Consider the following 17,834-nt stretch of genomic DNA (forward strand, 5'->3'; position numbering starts at 1 on the left):
TCATATCCACGTAAATTTAACACAAAATGTTAAATTCACTTGGATAATCTGCAATAATCCATTCAATTCGTGTCACCCGCGTTCCATTAAAAACCGTTACCTTTGTACGTATGATTCATATCAAGTCATTCGTTTGCAACCCGTATCAGGAAAACACCTACCTATTGTACGATGATAACGGTACCACGGCAATCATCGATCCGGGGATGTATGGACCGGGTGAAGAAGAAGCCGTAAGGACGTTTATCGAGACTCAGGGGCTTGAGCCGACCTTACTGCTAAATACGCATTGCCATGTGGATCATGTGCTCGGCAACCGCTACATATATGAACAATACGGGCTGCTCCCCCAGTTCCACGAAGGCGAATTGCCCCTGCTTATGGAGGTGCAAAACTATGCACCACAGATGGGGATTCGTTACGATCCTTCGCCCATCGGCGAAACCTTTCTTCCCGATTCCGGCTCCATTCATTTCGGACCGAACGAGCTGACACTGATCTCAGCACCGGGGCATTCTCCCGCCCACCTGTGCTTTTATCATCGGACACAGGGCTTCCTTATCGGCGGCGATGTGCTTTTTAAGAATAGCATTGGCCGTACCGATCTGCCAGGAGGGAACCATCAGCTGCTGTTGACCAGCATCACTCAGAAACTCTACACCCTGCCAGACGAGACGGTGGTATATCCGGGCCATGGCCCGGAAACGACCATCGGATACGAAAAGCAAACCAACCCATTTATCCGGGGATAACTCATGAACATCGCGCTGTACTTTGCCAAACGCTATCTCCGCTCCAAAAAGACCATCAATGCCGTTAATATTATTTCCGGTATCAGTGTGGTGGGCGTGCTGGTGAGCAGTGCATCGCTTATTGTGATCCTTTCCTTCTACAACGGCCTGGAAAATCTGATTTTCTCCATGTACAGCTCGTTTACGCCTGAACTCCGCATCGAGCCCCGCGAAGGCAAAGGCTTCGCCGTAGATTCCGTACTCGCCGATCGCCTCAAGAAATTTCCAGAAGTCCGTGCATACCGCGAAGTGCTTCAGGAACGGGTGTTGCTACGCTATGGAGATGCCCAATACATCGCCACACTCAAGGGAACGACCGCGGATCACGCACTGCAATCCATGGATACGTTGCTTCAGGATGGTCGGTTTATCCTGCATCAGGGCAACATCGACTATGCGGTTATGGGCGCGCGGGTACAAGGCACGTTGGGTATCTCGTTACAAGACGAATCGCGACGCATTGAAGTTTTTTCGCCCCGCAAGGGCGTCAAACCCGGTATCAATCCCGCGGAAGAGTTTACGATGCGTACCATCCGTCCGGTTGGTGTATTGGAATATCAGCAGGAATTTGACGATCTGCTTATTGTGCCCCTATCTTTTGCCCGCGAAGTGCTCGGTGAGTTTTCGCAGGTGTCGGCTATTGAAATCAACCTCCTGCCGGGAAGCAACACGACCGCCGTACAAAAGCAACTCGCACAGCAGGTGGGCTCAGGTTTCGTCGTCAAAAATCGCGAGCAGCAAAACCCGACACTGTATAAGATCGTCCGCACAGAGAAATGGGCGGTGTTTATCATCATCGCATTTACCGGTATTATCGCCATCTTCAACATTGTCGGTTCACTTACCATGCTCGTTATTGACAAAAAGAAAGACATTTCCGTACTGATGGGGTTAGGCGCAGGTAACGATCTCATTCGTCGGATTTTCTTCGTTGAAGGGCTATTAATATCGTTGACTGGATGCGTAGCCGGCCTGGTATTGGGATTCCTGTTCTGCCTTTCACAACAGACTTTCGGTTGGATCCGCTTTGGCGAGGCTGAAAATTTGGTTACCGATACCTATCCGGTGGACATCCGCGCTACCGATTTCCTATTGGTTTTCCTAACTGTATTCGTTGTTTCCGCACTGATTTCGCTGGTTTCATCCCGGCTCAGTGTAAAGCAGACCGTGCGGTTGTCTTAATACTTGCTCCGCTGCCGGCTTTTATTCCCTTCGGTGATCTGTCGGATCAGGTTACCCCAGGCAAATGGACTCAATAAAGGGTTGGCCATGCGTTGATTGACCGCCTTGTTGGTCAACCCAATGTGGTTTTGCATGGCACTGTAATTCTGGATTTCCTCCGCGCTGCGCGGGGTTACCGCCGCCAATGCAGCTAACGACTCCGGTGAAAGATTCTTCTTGGCCACCACGATGTCGTCATCGGCGATTTCCAGCGACATAAACGCCATGTTGAATTCGTCGATACTTGCCCACGGATAAGGCGTAACCATGGGAAGCTCCTTAATCTCCGCAGTCATATTGACCATCGCGGTATACTTGTCTTCCGATACCCGCGGGATGACTACCCGTGTGGACCGATAGCCCACGGAACTAAAAAGCACGGTATCTCCCTCGTGCGCCACGAAGGAAAAATAACCCTGATGATTAGCTGTAAATGTCTGGCTGTTGTAAGACAGGTTGGTTACCGTAACATACGGAACGATTACGTTGGTATCTGCATTATGAATGACTCCGCTGAACTGCACAAGCTTCCGTTGCTGAGCCGAGGCAGACAACGCCAGCCCGACGACAAAACAGACAACCAGTATGTTGCGGATTTTTTTCATGCTCGTTGACAGCAAAACTAACCATTCACACGTTCTACCACGCGTTAAATAATGTTAAATTAAATCACCGGAGATGGCATCGTTGCATTCGGATCGTCCATATCCGTGATATTAACTGCCTCCACTGCGGTAATCTCCGGAACTGCCTTCTTGATGGCTTGCTCCAAACCCGCCTTGAAGGTCATGATGCTCATCGCACATGAAGCACAGGATCCCAACAACTTTAATTTCACTACTTTATCAGCAGTAATTTCATCTATACGCACATTTCCCCCATCCGTTTCGAGATAAGGCCGGATCGAATCCAACGCCTGTTCTACTCTTTCCCGTATTTCCATAACCTGTTGATTATTCAAAGTTGTAAAGATACGGATAATTTCTAATTGTCACAATCCTGCAAAGGCGTGGTTTCGCACAAACAATTCTTACTGTTAAAGTCTGTTAAACCGCTTGCTGATTTTCTCTTTTCGGCCTATTTTGGCCCGTAAAAATTTAATTGACAGGTATTTTAAATTCACTTATCTTTGCAGGATGTTTATAAACAGGCAAATAGTAGCGGTAGCTGCTTTGGTAATGTTCGTGGCGCTGGTTGCCGGATGTAAAAGCAAATTTGAAAAATTACGTGCCAGCAATAACATCGCCCAAAAATATCAGGAAGCCGTAAAATATTATAATAATAAAAAGTACAGCAAAGCCCTCATATTATTTGATGACCTGATGACGAAATACCGAGGTCAGGCGGAAGCAGAAGACTTATATTATTATACGGCGTATACCAACTACTATTTGCGCGATTATACTTCTGCAAGATTCCATTTCAAGCAATTTACCGATACCTATCCCAACAGTACACGTGCAGAAGAATGCCGTTACATGGGGGCGTATTGCTATTTTCTTGAATCGCCGAAAACAGGATTGGACCAAGAATACACGTACCGGGCAATCGAAGCCTTACAGCTATTTATCAATCTATACCCCAATAGTGAGCGGGCGAAGGAAGCTTCAGACCTTATCCAGCAACTGAGAGACAAGTTGGAAGCCAAGGCCTTTAATAATGCCAAACTCTATTTGGACATGGGCCTTTCAGACGACTACCGAGCCGCGGTTATTGCCTTTGACAACGTACTCCGTGAGTTTCCCGACACAAAATATGCCGAGGAAATGGAGTTCCTTAGCATCAAGGCCCAGTACCTGTATGCCAACCAAAGTTCACATAGAAGGCAGGAAGAACGTTTCGAGGAAGCGTTGGATATGTACAATAATTTCATTTCGGCATACCCCGAAAGCAAGTTTCGCAAAGAGGCAGATCAGTTGAAACGAGATGCAGAAAGCGGTATTGAACGGGCAAGGAAATTCACTACACAGCTAGCTGCTGCTTCCGAAAGCAAAGAAGAGCAGGCTGCTGAAACACCCCAGAATTAACACATTGAAAAGATATGAGTACTCAAATAAGCAAAGTCGTCCCGAATAGCACCGTAACCCGTGACTTGAGGGACCTGGACAAGAAAACCGATAACCTTTACGAATCGATTGTCATCATCAGCAAGCGTGCCAACCAGATTGCCGTGGATGTGAAAGAAGAGCTGAATGGTAAGCTGGCTGAATTCGCCACGACCAACGACAACCTGGAAGAAGTGTTTGAAAATCGCGAGCAAATCGAAATCTCCAAACATTACGAGCGTTTACCCAAACCTTCCTTGGTTGCGATCGATGAGTTTCTGAATGATAAAGTATACTTCAGAAATCCCGCGAGGGAAAAAGATGAAGAATAGTGTCCGTCGGGGGAAAGCATATTCTGCTAGGCGTATGCGGTAGTATTGCCGCTTACAAGTCGGCTCATTTGACCCGCCTGTTAGTCAAAGCCGGTGCCAGTGTGCAGGTCGTGATGACTCCCGATGCCACACAATTTATCACACCACTTACCCTTGCCACGCTGTCGGGTAATCCTGTGTTGGTGGATTACTTTGATGCCAAATCCGGCGAATGGAATAATCACGTGCAGCTTGCCCTCGACGCGGACGCCCTTTTGGTAGCGCCGGCAAGTGCCAATACACTCGCCAAGTTTGCACACGGAGGTTGCGATAATCTTCTTTGTGCGATTTACCTGTCTGCCAAAAGCCCTGTTTTTATCGCTCCTGCAATGGATCTGGATATGTGGGCCCATGGAAGTACCCGCTCAAATATCTCGCGTCTCCGATCGTTCGGAAATCATATCATCCCTCCCGCAAACGGCGCGCTAGCCAGCGGGCTGAGTGGAGAAGGCAGGCTTGCAGCGCCCGAAGAAATTCTCGCAGCGTTAACTGCTCATTTTGGCGAAGGCCTTCCATTGGCAGGTAAAAAAGCACTCGTTTCTGCCGGTCCAACCTATGAGGCCATTGATCCGGTGCGCTATATCGGTAATCACTCCAGTGGGAAAATGGGCTACGCTATTGCATCCAAATTACGCAATCTGGGAGCCGATGTAACCTTGGTAAGTGGCCCTTCTGCATTAGTTCGCCCCGAAGGAGTGACCTTTTTTCCCGTGACAACCGCCGCCGAAATGCTGGAGGCATGTCTCCGGTATTTTCCGTCTGCTGATATCACGATCATGAGCGCGGCTGTAGCCGATTACACGCCGAAAACCGTGGCCGATCAAAAAATCAAGAAAGCCGAACAACACCTGACCCTCGAACTGGTAAAAACAACGGATATATTGGCTACGCTTGGAAAATCAAAACGGAACGATCAAATCCTCGTGGGTTTTGCACTGGAAACGCAGAATGAACAGGCAAATGCCCTGGAGAAGCTCCGTCGGAAAAACCTCGATTTCATTGTACTCAACTCCATGCGCGACGAAGGCGCTGGGTTTGCAGGCAACGAGAATAAAGTGACACTTATCGACAAAAACGGCGACCGCGAGGCGTTTGAACTGAAACCGAAGGAGGACGTGGCCGGGGATATCTGTTCCCGCGTCATACGATTACTTGCTTCCTGACTCTCGGTCCACTCGAATCCCGGATATCCAACCGCGCCGGCAATCTCACCGTCTCATACCCCTCGGGTATGCCCTTATGAGTAATCAGACTGATCAGTTTTTCCGCAGCCAGCCGACCGATTTCGAGTGCCGGCTGATGTAAGGTAGAAAGGGGAGGGGTAAGTACATCGGCCAATTCCGTATTGCTGAAGCCAATCAGCGCAATGTCCGCAGGGATACGCCGTCCCATTTCATGGAGCACGCTGAGACTGAGGGTAGAGAGCTGGTCTGTCGCCGTAAAAAGTGCATCCGGAGGTTCCGCTAGCTCAAAGAGGGATTGAATGCCAGCCCGTACACAGTCTTTTAGTGTTTCGCCCGCACTCGACAGGCATAACCGCACAAGCGCCTCCCCATATGTTAGGTGGTTTCTTTTTAGGGCGTCCAAATAGCCCGCACCCCGTTGCGATGCGAAATGGACGTCCGGACCAATATTAAGCATAGCGATACGCCGGTATTTATTCGCAATCAAATGTTCTGTTGCTTGAAACGCCGCTTGGTAATTATCAATGCCCACCTGATCCGATTCAAATCGCTCACTGATCCGGTCAAACAATACGATCGGCATACCGGCCTCCCTCAATGCTAGAAGATGCTCAAAACCCACTGTTTCCGCAGAGGGCGATATTAGAATGCCCTCCACGCCTCTTGCTTCGAGCTGTTTAAGACATGATTTTTCCTGGACCAGCGACTCTTTGCTCTGCATGATAATCATATCATACCCCGCTTGGGTACAAGCTCCATCAATACCATCCAGCATCCGGGATACGAAGCTATTATCAATGGAACAAATTACTACGCCAATGGAACCACTTTTGCCTTCTTTTAGGCTCTTGGCCATTCGGTTGGGCAAATAATGATTGGCACGGGCATACGTAATCACCCTTTCCTTAGTGTCCTCGCTTATCTCGTAACTGTCACGCAATGCCTTGGATACCGTCGAAACGGATAACTCCAATGCAAGGGCAATATCCCGTAAAGTCATCTGAGGCATGGTACCAACTAAATAAAAGGATAAAGATAAGCATTCCTCGGCAAAGTCGCGGTTTCGCAACGTTGCGTCTCAGCAATTTCGCGGTTTCGCAATTCTTCAATTTCGCAGCATAACAATTTCGAAAATCAACGGATAAAAAGCCCTATCTTTGTCCTACACGTCTTTATCACAGTGCATGAAACCTGTCGTGTCAGCGTCTTCTGACAAAAGGCGATGAACCTGCGGGTTCCATCAGACCGTTAACGAATAAATATGTGCTGATGAATAAATATGTTCAAAGAGGAATTTTGGGTGCTTCGCTGGGCGTAGCATTGTGCATATTAGGACTCTTTCTCATGGGAAGGGAAGCGTCCGTCTATAAATGGGTACTGGCATCGGGGGTAATCGTGTTTGGTATTGGATTCCTGACCCTACTCTATGGCCTCATCCGAAAAATAGAACGCCGGAGTATCCTCGAAGACCGCAGGGAGCGACAGCAAAACAATGAATAAGCACCGCCAAAATCCGTTTATCAATGCGCTAAGAGGGATTTTCGAAACCTTTCGCAGTGAACGGAATTTCAAAATTCACCTCGGTTGTGCCGCCTTAGCCATTGCCTTGGGAATTTGGACCCGTTTGTCTGCGTCAGACTGGCGATGGATTGCGCTATGTATTACCGTGGTGTTTGTACTTGAGTTGTTAAACACCGCCCTGGAGGCTGTGGTCGACTTGCTGTCTCCAAACTATCATCCCTTAGCAAAGAAAGCGAAAGATGCCGCAGCAGGGGCTGTGTTAGTCGGCGCTATTTTCGCGCTGATCGTCGGGGCATCCGTCTTCTTGCCCAAATTGAGGGTTTATTTTTTCGAATAATATGCAGCATAAAACCCGTGGCATAGTCTTGAAAACCACTAAATATGCGGAAAGTAGTGTGGTGGTGCAGGTGTTCACCGAAAAATTTGGGCTGCAGTCGTATATTGTCAACGGTGCCCGCAAGCCAAAGGCCAAGATCGGAACAAATGTCTTGCAACCCCTGCACCTCCTTGATATGGTCGTTTATCACCGCGAAAATGCTTCGTTACAGCGCATTTCCGATGCCCGTCAGCTGCCTCCGTTGCTCAGTATTCCCCATGATATCATCAAACGTACCGTCGCGCTGTTCCTCAATGAAGTGCTCTACAAAAGTCTTCGTCAGCAGTCTGCGGATGAACCGCTCTTCGATTATCTTTTTTACGCAATCTCGTGGTGGGATGCGACGGACAAACCGGTGCCCAATTTCCATCTTTTTTTCCTCATCAAACTTTCACGTTACTTGGGGTTTAGCCCCACCTTACCTAAATCAGGCGAATCTTTTTTTGATTTAAAAGACGGTATTTTTTGCCATGCACTGCCCGCACATACCTGGGTACTGCAAAACCCGCAAACAGCTTCTTTTGCTCGTCTACTTACGTGTTCATTCGAAGAGTTGGCTTCACTACAGATTCCTTCGTCCGATCGACGCATTCTGCTCGGGAAAATCCTTGATTTCTATCGATTGCACATTGATCACTTGGGTGAAATCCATTCACATAACATCCTGGAAGAAGTGTTTCGTTGAATATGGCCACCTAACTTTGTTCAGCAACTCATGGGTAAAAGGAATAGTCAAACAAAAACGGCTCCCGGTTGTTTCAGGAATAAGTAGGTTGATAACCAATCTGTACGCCCATGTGGAACGAAGAAAATAACAAGCTTTATCAGTCGTTCACCTTTCGGGATTTTTCCGAAGCGTTTGCCTTTATGGCCCGGGTCGCCCTGCTAGCCGAGCAGCACAACCATCATCCCACGTGGACCAACACCTGGAACAAAGTGGAAATCTGGTTGACCACGCACGATGCAGGCGATACAGTGACTGAGAAAGACCGCAAACTTGCCCGTGCAATAGATGACCTACAGTAAACGCCGATGAAAAATAACGCCATTGCGCGGTTCAATCAGGTTTTGCTGTTTATGGTATTGGTATTTGCCCTGCTTTATTTTGCGAAGCCCTTCCTCATTCCCGTAGCCATCGGCGGGATGATGGCCATGCTGTTGGTACCTGTTTGCAAACGTATGGAACAACGTGGTGTTCCCCGAGGATTAGCCGCTGTCATTTGTGTCCTGCTTACGCTTGTCCTGTTGCTCGCAGGCGCCTATCTTTTATTTCATCAGCTGATTGAGCTCGGAAAAGATCTGCCGATGATCGGTAGAAAACTGAACGAAATGCTCAATTCGGGACACGATTTTATCTCTGAACGTTTCCAGTTGCCCGTTGCCAAGCAAAAAGAATACCTGCAAAGCCAAATTGCCGGATTATCAAATCTGGCGGGTCAATTTATCGGCGATATATTTCGGTTTATTCTTTCTTTTTTAGTGCATATACTGATTATCACCGCCTATTCCGTGCTATTACTGATTTACCGCCGCCGTATCAAAAATTTCGTGCTGTCTCTGGTTTCCTATTACGCCGGTGAGACACGCGTTGCTGAAGCCCGGGATGTCGTTGATAAAACTGCAGCCGTGGCCAGTGCCTACCTCGCAGGTGTATTTTTGGTCGCGCTTATATTCTCCGTCATTAACACCATCGGATTGACAATTATAGGCATAGAAAATGCGCTGTTTTTTGGTGTAATGGTTGCAACCATCAATATCATCCCCTATATCGGCTCGGTAGTCGGCAGCACCGTTGTTGTTATTTACACGCTCATTACCTGTGACTCACTGCTTACACCGGTTATCGTAGCTTTCTTTTTTATCGTTATGCAACAGATAGACAGCTATATCCTCACGCCAAAAATCACCGGAGGAAAAATACAACTGAATGCCCTGTTTACCCTGATGGCACTTCTATTGGGCAGTTTGGTCTGGAATGTGGCTGGCATGATTCTGTTTGTTCCGTTCTTGGGCGTGGCAAAGGTGATTTTTGATCACGTAGACGCTCTGAAACCCTACGGAAACCTAATCGGCGACAGAGATACAAAAAATAAAAAACCGGCTATCAGTCGATAGCCGGTGAAATACAATAAATATAGTTGAAAAATAATACTTAGATTACTTTAACATTTACCGCATTTAAACCTTTTCTGCCTTGTTCTACATCATACGAAACGTTGTCATTTTCGCGGATTTTGTCGATAAGGCCCGATGAGTGAACAAAAATTTCACTTTCACCGGAATTGGGGACGATAAAACCAAAACCTTTGGTTTCATTGAAGAATTTAACTACTCCTTCTGCCATTGTATTGAAAAATTAAAAATATTAAAACTCAAATGTATGTATAATTATTTGTAAACCAAGCAAAAATATTTACAATAGAATAGTATACATTTAACTGTTAGGCGGTTAAATGTCATTAATTTTCATTAGTTTAGCACATCACGCTTACAGGCAAATGCATAAAGAATAAGCGGAAAACATTTCTGCTACTTTAGAAGTAATTATTAGCAGAATCCTGCTTATTTAATCTACTAAGGCTAGATCTTTTACAGTGGATCCATTTAGAATACAAAATATCGATTTATTAATACGCTAACTAAACATCATGAACTATCAAATAGCTTCGCTGAAAAAGTTGGAAGAAGAAAATAAAAAGATTGGTAAACTGCCTTTTTCCATCCGCATACTACTCGAAAATGTATTACGGAATCACGATGGTTTCGCCATTACCGATGAGCACCTGAATACGTTGGTCAATTGGAATCCTTCGGGAACCGACAAAGAAGTACCTTTTAAGCCTGCCCGTGTACTGATGCAGGATTTCACCGGAGTACCGGCAGTGGTTGATATGGCTTCCATCCGGGCAGAGGTCATTCGGAAAGGCGGAGACGGAAGCAAAATTAATCCTGCTGTTCCGGTTGACCTGGTTATTGATCACTCTGTGCAGGTTGATTATTTCGGTACAAATTATGCCTACCTGAATAATGTCGGATTGGAATACGAACGCAATGCCGAACGCTACGAACTGCTTAAATGGGGGCAACAGGCACTGGACAACTTCACCGTGGTACCTCCGGGTATGGGCATCTGCCATCAGGTGAACCTGGAATACCTCGCCAAGGGAGTCATTGCCCGCGATGGCTGGGCTTTTCCGGATACGTTGGTGGGAACCGATTCCCACACGCCCATGGTAAACGGCATTGGGGTGATCGCCTGGGGAGTAGGAGGCATTGAAGCTGAAGCAGCAATGCTGGGGCAGCCTATCTATTTCACGTGCCCGCAGGTTATTGGATTGAAACTGACGGGCAAAATTCCACCGGGGTGCACGGCAACCGATATGGTACTGACGATTACCAAATTGCTGCGCGACTATGGCGTAGTCGGAAAATTTGTAGAAGTATTCGGTGATGCGTTGGATTTCCTCAGCGTTACAGATCGTGCGACCATCTCCAATATGTCGCCCGAATTCGGCTGTACAGTCACTTATTTTCCCATAGACAACCAAACCCTTGAATACATGCGGCGTACGAATCGTTCGGAAGAACAAATCGCGTTGGTGGAAACCTATTGCAAGGACAATTTATTGTGGCGTACGGGCCACGAGCAAATCGAGTATTCTCATGTGCTGGAGTTAAACCTGGATACCCTGGAGCCTACGGTATCCGGTCCGAAACGACCACAAGATAAAATATTGGTAAAGGATTTCGCGCCTCAGTTTTCGCGCCTTCTAGAGGCGGAGTACCGCCGCAATTATGTACCTGTCAAACAACGGCAGGAACAAGCCTGGCTTTATGAGGGTGGATCAGGTAGCGAATTTACCTATGAGAATCGTCCTACAGACGACGTGATACAGGTTGAAACTGAAGACATCCACTCTGTACGGATCAAAATAAAAAACCAGGAGTATGTGCTGAGTGACGGCAGTATCGTCATCGCGGCCATCACGAGTTGTACCAATACTTCCAATCCGGCCGTCATGGTAGGCGCCGGCCTCGTGGCACGGAAGGCCGTGGCACGAGGCATCCGTACCAAGTCCTGGGTGAAAACCAGCCTTGCCCCGGGATCCAAAGTAGTTACCGAATACCTGCAACGTGCCAATCTTTTGGAAGATCTAGAAGCCTTGCGTTTTCATACCGTGGGGTATGGATGTACTTCCTGTATCGGAAACAGTGGTCCGTTGCCGCCGCACATCGCGGAGGCCGTGGACAAGGGCGACCTCGTTGTGGCATCTGTCCTGTCCGGTAACCGAAATTTTGAAGCACGTGTGCATCCGCAGGTTAAAATGAACTTCCTCATGTCACCCATGTTGGTCGTTGCCTACGCCCTCGCCGGGCGGGTAGACGTAGACCTGCTCAACGAGCCGTTGAGTTATGATCCCAATGGCAATCCGGTTTATCTGCGTGATATCTGGCCCACCCAGGAAGAAATTACCGATACGATCGACCGCTGTATGCGTACGTCCGACTTCAAGGAGGTATACGACGTTATTTTTGACGGGGGAGACGACTGGAAAAAGCTGACAGCCCCGCAGGGTAAAAATTTTGAGTGGAACGAGCAATCCACTTACGTTCAGGAAGCTCCTTTTTTCAAAAATATCACCAGTGAACCCCTTCCAGCCCAGGATATAAGCAAGGCAAAAGTACTCTTATATCTGGGGGATTCGGTCACGACCGATCACATCTCGCCAGCGGGCTCATTTAAAGCCGATTCCGCAGCGGGCACCTACCTGATCGATAAAGGTGTGGACCCAAAAGACTTTAATTCATATGGGTCAAGACGCGGAAACCACGAAGTGATGATGCGGGGTACGTTCGCCAATGTACGTATTCGGAATCGGATCACGGAAAAAGAAGGAGGATATACAACCTATTTTCCCACTGGTGAAACGCTTTCCGTATACGCTGCAGCGATGAAATACGTCGAAACCCAAACCCCGTTGATCGTATTAGCAGGAAAAGAATACGGAAGTGGTTCCTCGCGCGACTGGGCAGCCAAAGGTGCCAATTTATTAGGAATAAAGGCTGTTATTGCTGAAAGCTTTGAGCGGATCCACCGCAGCAATCTGGTCGGTATGGGCGTAGTTCCGATGGAGTTTCCGGGTGGAGAAAATGCCGAATCCCTCGGATTAGATGGCACGGAAATATTCGACATATCCGGCATATCGGGCGATCTGTATCCCCATAAATTACTAAACGTGAAGGCTACCAAGAATAACGGAGAAATCATCGAATTTCAATCCAAAGCACGGTTTGATTCGGCTATTGAAATTGAATATTACCGCCACGGAGGGATATTGCATTATGTATTGCGGGGATTCCTGAAGAAGTAGGTAAATCAGCGGCTTTTTAAGTACGTTTCGGGTGTCATTACTGACAATTTACTTGATTTATAATCCTTGATATTTCGAGTAATGATTACGTTAATTTCTTTCTCGTTTTGTGCGGAAAAATTTTGTAGAGCATCTTCGAAATCCTTAAAGTCAGAATTTAGGGCATCCAAAACAGTTTCTTTGTTTATCATGGAAACCTGGAGAATGTTCATCAGCATTTTTAAATGCTCAATGACTTTTTCATGTTTTGCAGTTTTTCTGAGCAGATAGTAGACGTTGCTAATCATTATAGGTGTTACAAAACCTCTTAATTCTCCTTTTTCGCATAAGCTTAGGATTTTTGATGTATCCACTGAAAAAGGTTCCCGATCGAAAAAGAAATCAAGAATGACGTCCGTATCGATTAAAACTTTATTCATTATAGGTATTTTTCCGATAAGCGGTCAGTAAGTTCCCGTTTATAATTGAAGTTTTTCGGAAGTTTAAAAGAACCTCTCAAAGATTTAACAGTTGGGGATAACTCATCTTCAATAGCTATTTCGTCATCGGTCAATGCTTTCAAATAATTCTCTATCAAATCGGAAAGACTTCTTTCGTTTTTTTTAGCAAATTTTTTCGCTTTTTCGATAACCGACTGCTCTATTGTTAATGTAAGTTTCGTATTCATGGTTTTATCTCCTTCATGCAAAAATACGAAACTAGTTTGATACACGTGTAAAAAATAAATTTTTTACACGTGTATTTTAATCATACCCTTCGAAAAGCATTCCAACCCTGCGCTTGGAGCGGATGTACATTACCTGATTTCGAAATCAATCCGGTTCCGGCAGCAGGCTCTGTAATGTGACCAATGACGGTGATATCGGGTTGATTTTTTAGTTTATCGTAATCGCCTTGATCGACTGTAAACAGCAACTCATAATCTTCCCCACCACTTAGGGCACAAACCGTCGGATCCAAACCAAAGTCTCTTGCAGTGTCATAAGTCATGGGATCAATCGGAATTTTTTCCTCGTACAGTTTGCATCCTTTTTCCGAAGCTTTGCAAATATGCAATATTTCGGAAGCCAATCCGTCCGATACATCGATCATCGCTGTCGGTTTAACACCCAGCGAACGTAACAACTCAATGATATCTTTTCGCGCCTCCGGCTTCAATTGCCGTTCAACGATGTAATCTTTCCCCTCCAAATCGGGCTGTATGTTGGGATTTTCCAGAAAAATGCGTTTTTCACGTTCCAGTAATTGGAGGCCTACGTAGGCTCCGCCGAGGTCCCCGGAAACACAAATCAAATCCCCTTCCCGTGCGCCGCTACGGTACGTAGTTTCTTCCGCCCTCGCATAGCCAATACTGGTAACACTGATAACCAAACCTTGTGCAGAAGCCGACGTATCACCACCTACCAAGTCAACCCCGTATTTCTGACAGGCTAATAATGCCCCGCTATACAGTTCTTCTACCGCATCCAACGGAAACTTACTCGACAATCCAATGGAAAATGTAATTTGGGAAGCCGTCCCATTCATCGCATAAATATCACTAAGATTTACCTGTACCGCCTTGTATCCCAGATGCTTAAGTGGTACATACCGTAAATCAAAATGGATCCCTTCCAACAGTAAATCAGTAGATATCAAGGTTTTATTTCCAGAAAAATCCAATACAGCCGCATCGTCTCCGATGCCTTTGTCCGTCGTTTCCTGGGTCAATTCTACCGATTTGGTTAGGTGATCGATTAAACCAAATTCCCCCAAACGCTCTAAATTCGTTTTTTCTTCGTTATCAAACATCCTATTTAATTATATTCGGTTTCTCGCTAGCCGAACCAAATAGATTTGGCTACTTCGTGTTAGAAATTCTACCTGAATATTCAAACTAAAGCCCCAGACGCTCCGAGATTTCCAGCATCCGTTCTATGGGCCGTCTGGCCCGCTCGATCACATCGGCTGACAAGTCTACTTCCGGAAGTTCAAATTTCATGCAGTTATACAACTTCTCCAGCGTGTTGAGTTTCATATAAGGGCAGTCGTTGCAAGCGCAGGCATTGTTGGGAGGTGCCGGAATGAATACTTTTTGGGGATTTGCTTTCTGCATCTGATGGATAATACCACTCTCCGTGGCCACAATGAACACATTGGCATTGCTTTCCTTTGTGTATTTCAGCAATCCCGAGGTAGAACCGATGTAATCAGCGGTGTCCAGAATTTCCTTTTCACATTCGGGATGAGCAATAAATCTGGCTCCCGGATATTCCCTTCGCAGCTGCGCGATGCGTTCTTGTGAAAAAATTTCATGCACCATACAGGCGCCGTTCCAGAGGACAAGATCGCGACCTGTTTTCTTTTTAACATAATCTCCCAGGTTCTTATCCGGTCCAAAGATAATCTTCTGCTCTTTTGGCAAGCTATTCACGATCTGCACGGCGTTACTAGAGGTACATACAATATCGCTAAGTCCCTTTAGTTCGGCTGTACAATTGACATAGGTAATCGCGATGTGATCGGGATACTGCGCTTTAAATTTCGCAAACAGATGCGGCGGACAGCTGTCAGACAACGAACACCCAGCTTTCAGATCCGGAAGAAGCACTTTCTTTTGCGGAGACAGGATTTTGGCCGTTTCAGCCATGAAATGTACCCCTGCAAATACGATGACGTCCGCTTCCGTTTTGGCTGCTTGCTGTGAAAGACCGAGGCTATCACCTATGTAATCCGCGATATCCTGAATTTCCGGCTCTTGATAGTAATGCGCCAACAGCACCGCATTTTTCTCTTTCTTGAGTTTGTTTATCTCATCAACCAGATCCAATGTCGGATCGATCGGTTCATCGATATAGCCCTTTGTGTTTAGTTCTGTCAGTAGTGCTTCCATGATGATACAAAGGTACTAAACAATTTGATTCGGTTTTCAAGATACCAACAGGCTCAATCTATAATAAAAGGTTTTATATATAAATTAGTTTATTGTTTGTTAGGATGTTGGTTTTGTGAAAAATATGGAGCAATTTAATTTTGATTTGTTGGTTTTCGTTTTCTTTTAACATGTTGTTAACATTAAGTTAATGGATAGCTGCTGATTTCCAGTAGTTTTTATTTTGGCAAAAATGTTTTTCCATATCGGTTTGTATACTATTTATTGAATCGTATTTGTTAATATTGTGCAGTATATCCGGGGATTTTCGGGAGCGGGGTGTGTAGAATTAGAAGGAAAATTGCGGAATCATTGACTTTTCATTTTTATTCAACGGATAGTCTACAGGTTATCCACAGATTTTAGGTTGTTCCGTTTATGCACGAGATAGATTTTTTGGTTGTCGGTTCTGGCATTGCTGGATTGAGCTTTGCATTGAAGGCTGCTAAACACGGCAAAGTGATGATTATCACCAAATCCAACGAAGACGAGTCAAATACGAAATACGCACAAGGCGGAGTGGCCGTAGTTGTGGATAAGTCAGATTCCTTTGAGAAGCATATCGCTGATACACTGGTCGCTGGAGATGGGTTATGCGATGTGAAAGTTGTGGAGAACGTTGTTAGGGAAGGGCCGAAACGGGTGCAGGAGATCATCGATTACGGGACACATTTTGATAAACGAAAAGATGGCGTATATGACCTGGCGCGAGAAGGCGGGCATTCCGAGCATCGGGTTTTGCATTATAAGGATGTGACGGGATTTGAGATTGAACGGGCATTGCTGGAGAAGGTACATGAAAATCCCAATATAGAAGTATTAACGCACTATTTTGCAGTAGATCTGATTACTCAACACCATTTGGGTGAGTTTGTGGATAAAAGCACAAAGGATATTACGTGCTATGGGGTTTATGCCTTAAATACGGTAGAGAATCGTGTGGAAAAGGTAGTGAGTAAAGTCACGGTGATGGCGTCAGGCGGCGCTGGACATGTATATGCGAGCACGACGAATCCGGTGATTGCCACGGGCGATGGGATTGCCATGGTATACCGGGCTAAGGGCAAAGTGCGTAATATGGAGTTTATCCAGTTTCATCCGACAGCACTGTATAATCCCGGGGAGTATCCGGCATTTCTGGTTTCTGAAGCTGTGCGTGGATTTGGAGGAGTACTCCGCAGGAAGAATGGCGATCCGTTTATGGAAGAGTATGATCGCCGGGGGTCTTTGGCATCCAGGGACATTGTGGCGCGGGCGATTGATGCCGAAATGAAGAAGTCGGGTGATGATTTTGTGTTTCTCGATATAACGCATGGTAGCAAGGAAGATATTTTGAAGCATTTTCCGAATATTTATGCGAAGTGTCTTTCCATCGGTATTGACATGTCCAGGGATTATATACCGGTAACGCCTGCAGCACATTACTTGTGCGGTGGCATTATGGTGGATGAATATGGAAGGTCTTCCATCCGGAATCTGTACGCATGCGGGGAGTGTGCGTCAACGGGACTTCATGGAGCTAATAGGTTGGCTTCCAATTCATTATTAGAGGCTACAGTATTTGCGCATCGCATATTTGTCGACGCGATCTCACAGGTAGAATCCAGTTTTATACCGGAAGGTATTCCGGATTGGGATGACTCGAACACGGCCCTTTCTAATGAAGATATTTTGGTAACGCACAACCTCCGAGAGACACAGAAGGTGATGAGCGACTACGTGGGAATCGTGCGGTCGGACTTCCGTCTTGAGCGTGCCATGCGTCGGCTGGGATTGCTGTATGATGAAACGGAGAGCTTTTATAAGAATACCAAGCTATCCGTAAAATTGTGTGAGTTGAGAAACGTGATCCAGGTGGCTTATTTGGTGATTAAATCGGCGATGGCTCGAAAGGAAAGCCGTGGATTGCATTACACAACGGATTACCCTGAACGGTCCGAAGAGCTGGTGAATACGGTTTTTTAGGAGTTAAAAAAATAGAAAGTAAAGAAATAGAACACGGATAATTAATCATTGGTAATTTACCGTTGAAAATTAAGAGA

The 17,834-nt window shown here is 46.2% G+C and carries 20 protein-coding genes; 12 read left to right on the plus strand and 8 right to left on the minus strand.

The genetic code is table 11. The features are described 5' to 3' along the window. Positions 1 to 110 precede the first annotated feature (110 nt). Both BMZ56_RS11635 and BMZ56_RS11640 read left to right on the plus strand, forming a co-directional pair. The gene (locus BMZ56_RS11635; RefSeq protein ID WP_090626767.1) at positions 111 to 752 is read left to right on the plus strand and encodes an MBL fold metallo-hydrolase; all 642 of its coding nucleotides are present in this window, start codon (positions 111 to 113) and stop codon (positions 750 to 752) included. 3 nt (positions 753 to 755) lie between these two features. Beyond that, the gene (locus BMZ56_RS11640; RefSeq protein WP_090626768.1) at positions 756 to 1,973 is read left to right on the plus strand and encodes an FtsX-like permease family protein; all 1,218 of its coding nucleotides are present in this window, start codon (positions 756 to 758) and stop codon (positions 1,971 to 1,973) included. On the opposite strand, the gene BMZ56_RS11645 is transcribed toward BMZ56_RS11640, so the two are convergent. Both BMZ56_RS11645 and BMZ56_RS11650 read right to left on the minus strand, forming a co-directional pair. Next, complete coding sequence (locus BMZ56_RS11645) at positions 1,970 to 2,617, minus strand: hypothetical protein (protein ID WP_090626769.1); 648 nt, start codon at positions 2,615 to 2,617, stop codon at positions 1,970 to 1,972. The genes BMZ56_RS11640 and BMZ56_RS11645 overlap by 4 nt on opposite strands. 59 nt (positions 2,618 to 2,676) lie before the next feature. Next, positions 2,677 to 2,955 carry a NifU family protein gene (locus BMZ56_RS11650; protein ID WP_090626770.1) on the minus strand — a complete coding sequence of 93 codons (279 nt, stop codon included), beginning with the start codon at positions 2,953 to 2,955 and terminating at the stop codon, positions 2,677 to 2,679. 193 nt (positions 2,956 to 3,148) lie between these two features. On the opposite strand from BMZ56_RS11650, the gene BMZ56_RS11655 reads away from it, so the two are divergent. From BMZ56_RS11655 to coaBC, 3 genes are read left to right on the plus strand one after another with little or no spacing between them, the layout of a single operon-like run. Next, entirely contained in the window at positions 3,149 to 4,039 is an 891-nt protein-coding gene (locus BMZ56_RS11655) for an outer membrane protein assembly factor BamD (RefSeq protein WP_090626771.1), read from the plus strand. Positions 4,040 to 4,053: 14 nt separating this feature from the next. Further along, a complete protein-coding gene (locus tag BMZ56_RS11660) occupies positions 4,054 to 4,389 on the plus strand; it encodes a DNA-directed RNA polymerase subunit omega (RefSeq protein ID WP_090626772.1) in 336 nt (111 codons plus the stop codon). Beyond that, on the plus strand, positions 4,389 to 5,591 hold the full coding sequence (gene coaBC, locus BMZ56_RS11665; RefSeq protein WP_090626773.1) for a bifunctional phosphopantothenoylcysteine decarboxylase/phosphopantothenate--cysteine ligase CoaBC: 1,203 nt from the start codon (positions 4,389 to 4,391) through the stop codon (positions 5,589 to 5,591). The genes BMZ56_RS11660 and coaBC overlap by 1 nt, the downstream gene beginning before the upstream one ends. On the opposite strand, the gene BMZ56_RS11670 is transcribed toward coaBC, so the two are convergent. Beyond that, the gene (locus BMZ56_RS11670) at positions 5,569 to 6,612 is read right to left on the minus strand and encodes a LacI family DNA-binding transcriptional regulator (RefSeq protein ID WP_090626774.1); all 1,044 of its coding nucleotides are present in this window, start codon (positions 6,610 to 6,612) and stop codon (positions 5,569 to 5,571) included. The two genes, coaBC and BMZ56_RS11670, sit on opposite strands and share 23 nt — an antisense overlap. A 269-nt stretch (positions 6,613 to 6,881) precedes the next feature. Between BMZ56_RS11670 and BMZ56_RS11675 the strand changes: the two genes are divergently transcribed. From BMZ56_RS11675 to BMZ56_RS11695, 5 genes are all read left to right on the plus strand, one after another. Continuing rightward, positions 6,882 to 7,112, plus strand: coding sequence for a signal peptidase (locus tag BMZ56_RS11675; protein ID WP_090626775.1), 231 nt, complete (start codon positions 6,882 to 6,884; stop codon positions 7,110 to 7,112). Then, positions 7,105 to 7,470 carry a diacylglycerol kinase family protein gene (locus BMZ56_RS11680; protein ID WP_090626776.1) on the plus strand — a complete coding sequence of 122 codons (366 nt, stop codon included), beginning with the start codon at positions 7,105 to 7,107 and terminating at the stop codon, positions 7,468 to 7,470. The genes BMZ56_RS11675 and BMZ56_RS11680 overlap by 8 nt, the downstream gene beginning before the upstream one ends. A gap of 1 nt (position 7,471) precedes the next feature. Next, positions 7,472 to 8,194 carry a DNA repair protein RecO gene (gene recO / locus BMZ56_RS11685; RefSeq protein ID WP_090626777.1) on the plus strand — a complete coding sequence of 241 codons (723 nt, stop codon included), beginning with the start codon at positions 7,472 to 7,474 and terminating at the stop codon, positions 8,192 to 8,194. Between the two features lie 110 nt (positions 8,195 to 8,304). After that, the gene (locus BMZ56_RS11690; RefSeq protein WP_090626778.1) at positions 8,305 to 8,535 is read left to right on the plus strand and encodes a 4a-hydroxytetrahydrobiopterin dehydratase; all 231 of its coding nucleotides are present in this window, start codon (positions 8,305 to 8,307) and stop codon (positions 8,533 to 8,535) included. A 6-nt stretch (positions 8,536 to 8,541) separates the two neighbouring features. Next, entirely contained in the window at positions 8,542 to 9,624 is a 1,083-nt protein-coding gene (locus tag BMZ56_RS11695; RefSeq protein ID WP_090626779.1) for an AI-2E family transporter, read from the plus strand. A 37-nt stretch (positions 9,625 to 9,661) separates the two neighbouring features. Here BMZ56_RS11695 and BMZ56_RS11700 read toward each other — a convergent pair whose 3' ends face one another. Then, positions 9,662 to 9,853 (minus strand): cold-shock protein, encoded by a 192-nt coding sequence (locus BMZ56_RS11700; protein WP_090626780.1) that lies wholly within the window; start codon positions 9,851 to 9,853, stop codon positions 9,662 to 9,664. 304 nt (positions 9,854 to 10,157) lie between these two features. Between BMZ56_RS11700 and acnA the strand changes: the two genes are divergently transcribed. Next, positions 10,158 to 12,881 carry an aconitate hydratase AcnA gene (gene acnA, locus BMZ56_RS11705; protein ID WP_177195135.1) on the plus strand — a complete coding sequence of 908 codons (2,724 nt, stop codon included), beginning with the start codon at positions 10,158 to 10,160 and terminating at the stop codon, positions 12,879 to 12,881. A 5-nt stretch (positions 12,882 to 12,886) separates the two neighbouring features. Here acnA and BMZ56_RS11710 read toward each other — a convergent pair whose 3' ends face one another. From BMZ56_RS11710 to nadA, 4 genes are all read right to left on the minus strand, one after another. Next, positions 12,887 to 13,300: a PIN domain-containing protein gene (locus BMZ56_RS11710; protein WP_090626782.1), complete on the minus strand. Its 414-nt coding sequence runs from the start codon at positions 13,298 to 13,300 to the stop codon at positions 12,887 to 12,889. Beyond that, positions 13,300 to 13,548, minus strand: a complete 249-nt coding sequence (locus BMZ56_RS11715) for a DUF6364 family protein (RefSeq protein ID WP_090626783.1) — start codon at positions 13,546 to 13,548, stop codon at positions 13,300 to 13,302. The genes BMZ56_RS11710 and BMZ56_RS11715 overlap by 1 nt, the downstream gene beginning before the upstream one ends. 80 nt (positions 13,549 to 13,628) lie before the next feature. Further along, the gene (gene thiL / locus BMZ56_RS11720; RefSeq protein ID WP_090626784.1) at positions 13,629 to 14,672 is read right to left on the minus strand and encodes a thiamine-phosphate kinase; all 1,044 of its coding nucleotides are present in this window, start codon (positions 14,670 to 14,672) and stop codon (positions 13,629 to 13,631) included. Positions 14,673 to 14,757: 85 nt separating this feature from the next. Continuing rightward, a complete protein-coding gene (nadA, locus tag BMZ56_RS11725) occupies positions 14,758 to 15,753 on the minus strand; it encodes a quinolinate synthase NadA (protein ID WP_090626785.1) in 996 nt (331 codons plus the stop codon). 417 nt (positions 15,754 to 16,170) lie between these two features. On the opposite strand from nadA, the gene nadB reads away from it, so the two are divergent. Next, positions 16,171 to 17,757: an L-aspartate oxidase gene (gene nadB / locus BMZ56_RS11730; protein ID WP_090626786.1), complete on the plus strand. Its 1,587-nt coding sequence runs from the start codon at positions 16,171 to 16,173 to the stop codon at positions 17,755 to 17,757. Positions 17,758 to 17,834: the final 77 nt, after the last annotated feature.

It is taken from the genome of Parapedobacter indicus, assembly GCF_900113765.1.
In the GTDB taxonomy this organism is placed as follows: Bacteria; Bacteroidota; Bacteroidia; order Sphingobacteriales; family Sphingobacteriaceae; genus Parapedobacter; species Parapedobacter indicus.